Origin of the sequence: Psychromonas antarctica, assembly GCF_022267535.1 — a bacterium.
In the GTDB taxonomy this organism is placed as follows: domain Bacteria; phylum Pseudomonadota; class Gammaproteobacteria; order Enterobacterales; family Psychromonadaceae; genus Psychromonas; species Psychromonas antarctica.
Map to the genome: position 1 here is coordinate 52,677 of NZ_JAHNZV010000017.1, position 6,000 is coordinate 58,676.

Annotated in this window: 4 protein-coding genes; 1 reads left to right on the top strand and 3 read right to left on the bottom strand. The window is 39.3% G+C overall.

From position 1 onward, the window contains the following. Nucleotides 1–250: 250 nt before the first annotated feature. Nucleotides 251–847, bottom strand: a complete 597-nt coding sequence (locus KSO91_RS06685) for a fibronectin type III domain-containing protein (RefSeq protein WP_238742187.1) — start codon at nt 845–847, stop codon at nt 251–253. A 306-nt stretch (nt 848–1,153) separates the two neighbouring features. On the opposite strand from KSO91_RS06685, the gene KSO91_RS06690 reads away from it, so the two are divergent. Next, nucleotides 1,154–2,284 carry a GNAT family N-acetyltransferase gene (locus KSO91_RS06690; RefSeq protein WP_238742188.1) on the top strand — a complete coding sequence of 377 codons (1,131 nt, stop codon included), beginning with the start codon at nt 1,154–1,156 and terminating at the stop codon, nt 2,282–2,284. A 29-nt stretch (nt 2,285–2,313) separates the two neighbouring features. Here KSO91_RS06690 and KSO91_RS06695 read toward each other — a convergent pair whose 3' ends face one another. Together KSO91_RS06695 and KSO91_RS06700 are read right to left on the bottom strand one after the other, a co-directional pair. After that, the gene (locus KSO91_RS06695) at nt 2,314–4,320 is read right to left on the bottom strand and encodes a heparinase II/III family protein (protein ID WP_238742189.1); all 2,007 of its coding nucleotides are present in this window, start codon (nt 4,318–4,320) and stop codon (nt 2,314–2,316) included. A 9-nt stretch (nt 4,321–4,329) separates the two neighbouring features. Continuing rightward, a complete protein-coding gene (locus KSO91_RS06700; protein ID WP_238742190.1) occupies nt 4,330–5,817 on the bottom strand; it encodes an exosortase C-terminal domain/associated protein EpsI in 1,488 nt (495 codons plus the stop codon). Between the last annotated feature and the right edge of the window lie 183 nt (nt 5,818–6,000).

The following is a 6,000-nucleotide window of genomic DNA, read 5'->3' on the forward strand; positions in this document are numbered from 1 at the left end:
ATTTTTCATTTCTCTATTTTTTGTTGCAATCGGGATTGGATGAAAAATGCTCTTTTTACGTAAACATTGATCGAAATCAAAAAAACATAGTAATTAGACTTTCAATGTGTAATAGTAGATTTTATTCAAAGAAAAAACAAAACTAGGCACCAAAATGTTAGCCAAATTAATGGCTACATATTTAGCATCATTATTCATTCAGTAGTCATTAAATTTAAATTTCTCAGTGTAAATATTTATGAATTATTCATTACAGAATAATATCGACAATACCACTAGCTTGGCTTTCCTGCCCAGAGTCGTTATAAGCGGTTACACAGAAATAGTAATGGTGATCTGGATCTAGTTTCTTAATATCATAAGAGGTTTGCGTCGGATCACTAACTACGATTAACGTATTAAGATCTGCTTCAGACTCTCCATAGTATATATTATAGCCAGCTAAATTAGTTATTGACGAACCATCTTCATTGATTGTAGGTGCTGTCCAACTTAGCTGAGCAGTATATTGCGTACTTTCTGCTAATACGGTTATCGCTATTGAATCAGTATATTCTATACCTTGGCCGTCAGTTACGATAAGTTGAAATTCTAATGAATCATTTTCAGTTGCTATAAACGATATGTATGGTTTGTCATCTTCTCTTAGTGAGATAGTATTTCCTGATGTTTGTATCCATTGATATGTCGCTAAATCCATATCTTTTAGATTGATCTGTGCAGTTAATTCAACGCTATCACCGAGACTGATGCTTAAATCATCTCCCAAGTTAAGATTAACGGCGTTGTTTGTTTTTATATCAGAAGATGAGTTCTGATTACATGCCGTTAAAAGTAATAGGCACAAACAACAGATTACAGTAATCGGATGGAACTTATTAGAAATAGCTTTTGATGTTAAATTAATCATTTTCGTCAGTTAGTAAATATATTGATTTTGGATTTTATTCAATCTTTATTGAAATTGAAAATCAAATTTAAATCGATAAGAATGATTTGCTTTTACGGGTTATTGATGGTAAATGTTTTGTTTTCTCAATGATGCAACCAGCGAAGTTTTTTTTGCAATGCAGGCATTTATTAGCGGGCTAAATTATTTTTCATGATAATATATTAACTTTTAAAAGATGTTTACGACATTGAGATTCTGGTCATGCGAATTGAAATAAAACAATCAGCTAGCGTTAAAGTGATTCGAGAATGGGATGATTTTAAAGTGCTGAAGGTTGTGTGGGAGAAGCTCCTAAAACAATCAGATGCCGATAACATTTTTCTGACATGGGAGTGGATTAATTGTTGGCGGAAAACACAAAAAAAATCAATTAAACCTCATATACTGGTCATTTTGAATGGTAATAAAATTATTGCCATAGCCCCTTTTTATATCCAAACGTATCGTCTTGTGAATTTTATTCCTTATCAGGCATTGCGAATTCTTGGCGATCAGGGATCCGGTTCTGAATACGCCAACTTTATTGTTGAAGCGGCGGATAGTTTGGCCCTTAAACGCATGTTGTGGCAGCACTTGCTTTCTACTGCGGTTAAACCTATTTGGGATTTTATCTGGTTTACCAATATATCGGCATGGACGGAAGGGGGGAACTCTTTACTGCAAGCATTGGCCGCAGAAAAGCGACTGAACTGTAATCAGCGCACGGTAGAATTTGCTCAGACCTCTTTAACTACATTGACTGCAGATATATTGCCGAGTTTATCAAAAAGTTTACGCACTAATATTCGTCAAACTAGTCGCCGTCTCGATAAGCTTGGACCGTGGCATATTGAAATGTGTGATAACCACTCTCGCATTACAGAACATATCGAAACATTGTTTTCGTTACATAATAAGCATTGGATAGATGCCGGTCTCGGAACCTTTGAGCGACGTCCGGAACTGGCCGATTTTTACCGAACATTTGTGCCAATAGCCTTACAAAAAGGTTGGCTCCGATTGCTCCGATTGGAAAGCAATGGTGAAACTCAGGCAATGCAACTTGGTTATGTTTACAACAATGAATTTTTTGCTATTCAAGAAGGTTATAACCCTGATTTTTTAGGTGGAACAGGGCAAGTATTACGTCATTATTCATTTCTAAATTGCCGTTCTGAGGGGCTAAAGTGCTATGATTTTTTGGGGGGCTATACCGATCATAAAAGGCGTTGGCTTGCTGACAAAAAATTAGGTGCCAACCTTTTTATTTGGCATAACAAGCCTAAAAACATTCTCTTTAGTTTCAAAAAAATTTGGCCGACGGGGCGCTACCTTAAACCGCTATCCAAGTAACGTGCACTGTAGGCCGCGTGCGGGTTTTATTAAACCCAGTCAATTGACGTAGTAAATAGTTGCTCTCTAGACACGCTTCCCTTCACGATTAAAGTGGTAATGGCTGTGCGTTGATGATAGCCACGACTTATCCAACCTAATGAGGGGTGGTCTGGATCTTTATGCCATTCACCGTGAATGCTTTCTAGTGTTAAATTATCAGGGAAAGAAATAACTACCTGGTTTTCACCTAAATTTAGCCGACAAATTTGACCATCAATCTTTATATCAGAGCAATATTCAGACAGATGAAAATAAAGTGCGATATCATGATCGCCTTGCGTTAAAATTTGATCGCTAATTTGTAAGCGTCTTTTTTGTGAATCCAGCGCCAGTGATCGTTGATGTACGAGTGGTGAGCTGAGTCTTTTATATCCGCTATGCTGGCCTATGACCTCTCCACCAATATCAGAGGCATGCCATTTTAGACACTGCGCCTTAGCATGCTGTTCCCACATAAAGGGGCCAGTCATAACCGATTGATCTCGTCCATCTACTTCTAATGTATTATGTGCTTGTGTTTTTCTAAACTGATCTCGCCAATTTGGGAAACTATAATAATCGTATGTGCCACTGTCGACCAATAAATCTAGACCATTAATTCGCATCACCAAACTCAGTGCATCTGCATGGCCATGAGCTGCAATTGCGGTATATCCAAGCTCCGCACAATCGAATAAAACACTCACTTGATCCTGCTTTTCTAAACTTCCCGCCTGTAGTAAATAATAACCTGAAGCACTGAACTTATGCGAACTTAAAGAGACTGTGGATTGTGAGGTAGTTTGCTGGCGGCGTTCAATACGTTGATTAAAAAGCCAAAAGGCCGACTCACTTGGCCTCTGAGTGCTGCTATTGAATATGTGATCGTCATAAAGATGCGCAGCCAGATCGCAAAGTGCATTAATGTTATGTACATGATCGCCTAGATCCAGTGCGTAACCATCATCTTGATCGCCCAACATAGGGTAATCGTCACCTCCTTGCGCGATTAAGGCGATGAATTCTGCTATTTTATTGAGTGTGTGCTGATAAGCAGGTGAAAAAACATCTCCTTGCCAGTGCGCAATCTGTGATGAAAAAAGGTAAAACTGCCAAACAAAAAATTGATAGCTAAAACCGTGCTCTCTGCTGCAGCCATCAGAAAATGTTTGCGCCTGTATTTCTGTTTCTAACACTGCTTTGCTTTTCTGGCGCCAGTGTTGCGCATCTTTTAACATTGAAAAGTAACTGGCTGCAATATAAACACCAGCAGCTTCCCCCACTAGATGATTGTTAGCGGATGAGCCTTGTGAAAATTTTCCACTGACATCACGACAATGTAAATAAACGCTGTTTAATAGGCGCGCCTTAAAATCGCCAATAAATAGTCCCGAAGCGAGAATGAGATCAATAGCCCATACCCAGTTAATTATTCTTATACCCAATTCAAGTGGGTTGCGCCAGTTCATCCCATAACCGTATGGATTGGCATCTAGCCAACTGGTAAGTTGATTGACAACGCCCTGTGCATATTTCATTTGCCCCGTCACCTGATAAGCTCGGGCTAATACAACCAACTGGTGATGCCGGTTTGGTTCCCAAACTAATTTGCAATCCCCATTGATGCGAATATCACGGTAATTCACAGACATAATGGCGGCCAGACTTGTTGGCTGCCCCGTTGCATGATCTTTGTGCCAGTTTATCGGTGTTTCTAAATCGTGATCTTGAAGATCAAAAAAACTGAGCTTATGTTGCAGGATTTTATCGGCTTTGCTCAGTAGTGCAGGTTTCCATGCGGGATTGAATTTTCCGATATCCCCAACAAATACAGAAAATGCGGGAGAAAATTTTGCATTTTCTTGATAACTGGGAATAAATTTCGCCTTGGGCAAAAAATTTGTTTTTACCCGTAGATGCTCAATAAGTGATTTAGAAAGTGACGTAATACGCCAAATTATCTCTTTTGCTGACATCGTTTTAATACGTTTTACATACCAAGATAGTGCTTGCATAAACTCTTCTTATATCGCTCTGTTGATGCTGATAGGTTGTAAGGTAAAGGCGGTGGCAAAGTCAGCAATAGTTTTTAACGCGAACGTCTCATTTTCATTTTTGTAATCAAATGCAATTGCAATTAGCGTAGCGCCAGGCTGACCTTTAATTGCCGCTTGAATTTCATGCCATTTAGTCGTTTTTTTATCAGCACTAAACTGACCATCAACCAAGTACCAGTAAGCAATTAAACGGGAACGATGGCCATCCCGACGGAGCCTTATCAAATTAATCTGCTCCAGAAAAGGCGAATTTAACTGGATAGTCTGCTGTCTGACATCGAACCAGCGGTTTTCATCAAACAAGTGATTTTCAATAAAGATCATCTCTTCTCCCTGCCGCTGACGAATGTAATTTGCCAAGTAAACTTGGAGTAATTCCTTGCCTTGTAAAAAATAGTTAAACTCCTCGCTGCTGGCGCCATGTGAAACAGGATGCCAATTTGGGCTGGATGCATTATTTTGTGTCAATTGTGTATAAAGTGGGATAGTCGGCAGTATGAATTTATATTTTGAATCAAAACGAGAGGGAAGCAATACTGTCATTAGCGCAAAAAATAGCGTGATTGCTGATACTGCGAACAAATACCTGAGGCGAATTTGCGGTGTTTTTCTTATCGCCTTTGGGAGTTCGTTGTTATCGGGAGTTTGTTCGCCGAAGTAGATATTCCCTATAATGATGACGGATACAAAGCAAGCGGCAAAAACCATCCAGCCAAAGGTTAAGTGATCCTGAACAATAAAATGTTGCATCGCAGTTTGGCTGCCGACGATCACTATCACAGTGATGCGAATCCAGTTAGCGACAATTGCGACGGCCACGGCGAAAGCGAAAAAAACGAGCGTTGCTTGACGAGATAGATGATTAATTTGCGCAACAAAAACTGCATATAACGCAGATGCCAAAAAGAAGCTTAGGCCGGAACAGGCCTCTTCAACTATAAAGGTTCCGCCGGGGGTGATTAGCTTGTATCCCTGCCTAATTATTTCAAAGCCAAGTAGATCAACGCTATGAAAACTTACCCAAGTTGATATCTCTCTTAAGGGGATTTGCAGCACATTCCAAATTGGCAGTACCAAAAGTATCATCACTAAAGGCAGCAATAACTTATTGATAGATTGAAAACCATAAAAAGAAACTAATAAAGTTATTATCACCAGAAATAAGCTTAACATTTGTAATTGGCCAATGCTGGCTAGGCTGGCTAGCAGCAGCAACAAACTGGTCGCACTCAGCAACAGTAGGGCAAGTATATTACCTTGCGGGGACGCAAACACCTCTCTTTTCGTCCAAATAACATACAATGCAAGGGCTAAACCCAGTAGTCCGTGATTATAAGACCCCGTACTCCACCATTCATCAAAGAGATCAGCAAGCACCGCTGAATTGACTGTTAAGACAAATAAAAAATTAAACAAGAGAAAAGCGCTCAGTACTTTTCGATTATAAACCCACATAGAGTTGCCCTTAATGTAATTTAAACAATATGTTATTTAGTCAGTGAATAAATATACGCCAGAATACTCATTCGAAGGGGGCCGTTAGCACTGGCTTGTATATCTAGCTTTATAGTCAATGAGGTGGCCGCCTTTACTTTGCTCGATATTGATTCTATTTTTCATGTTAAGTATGTACGTTAC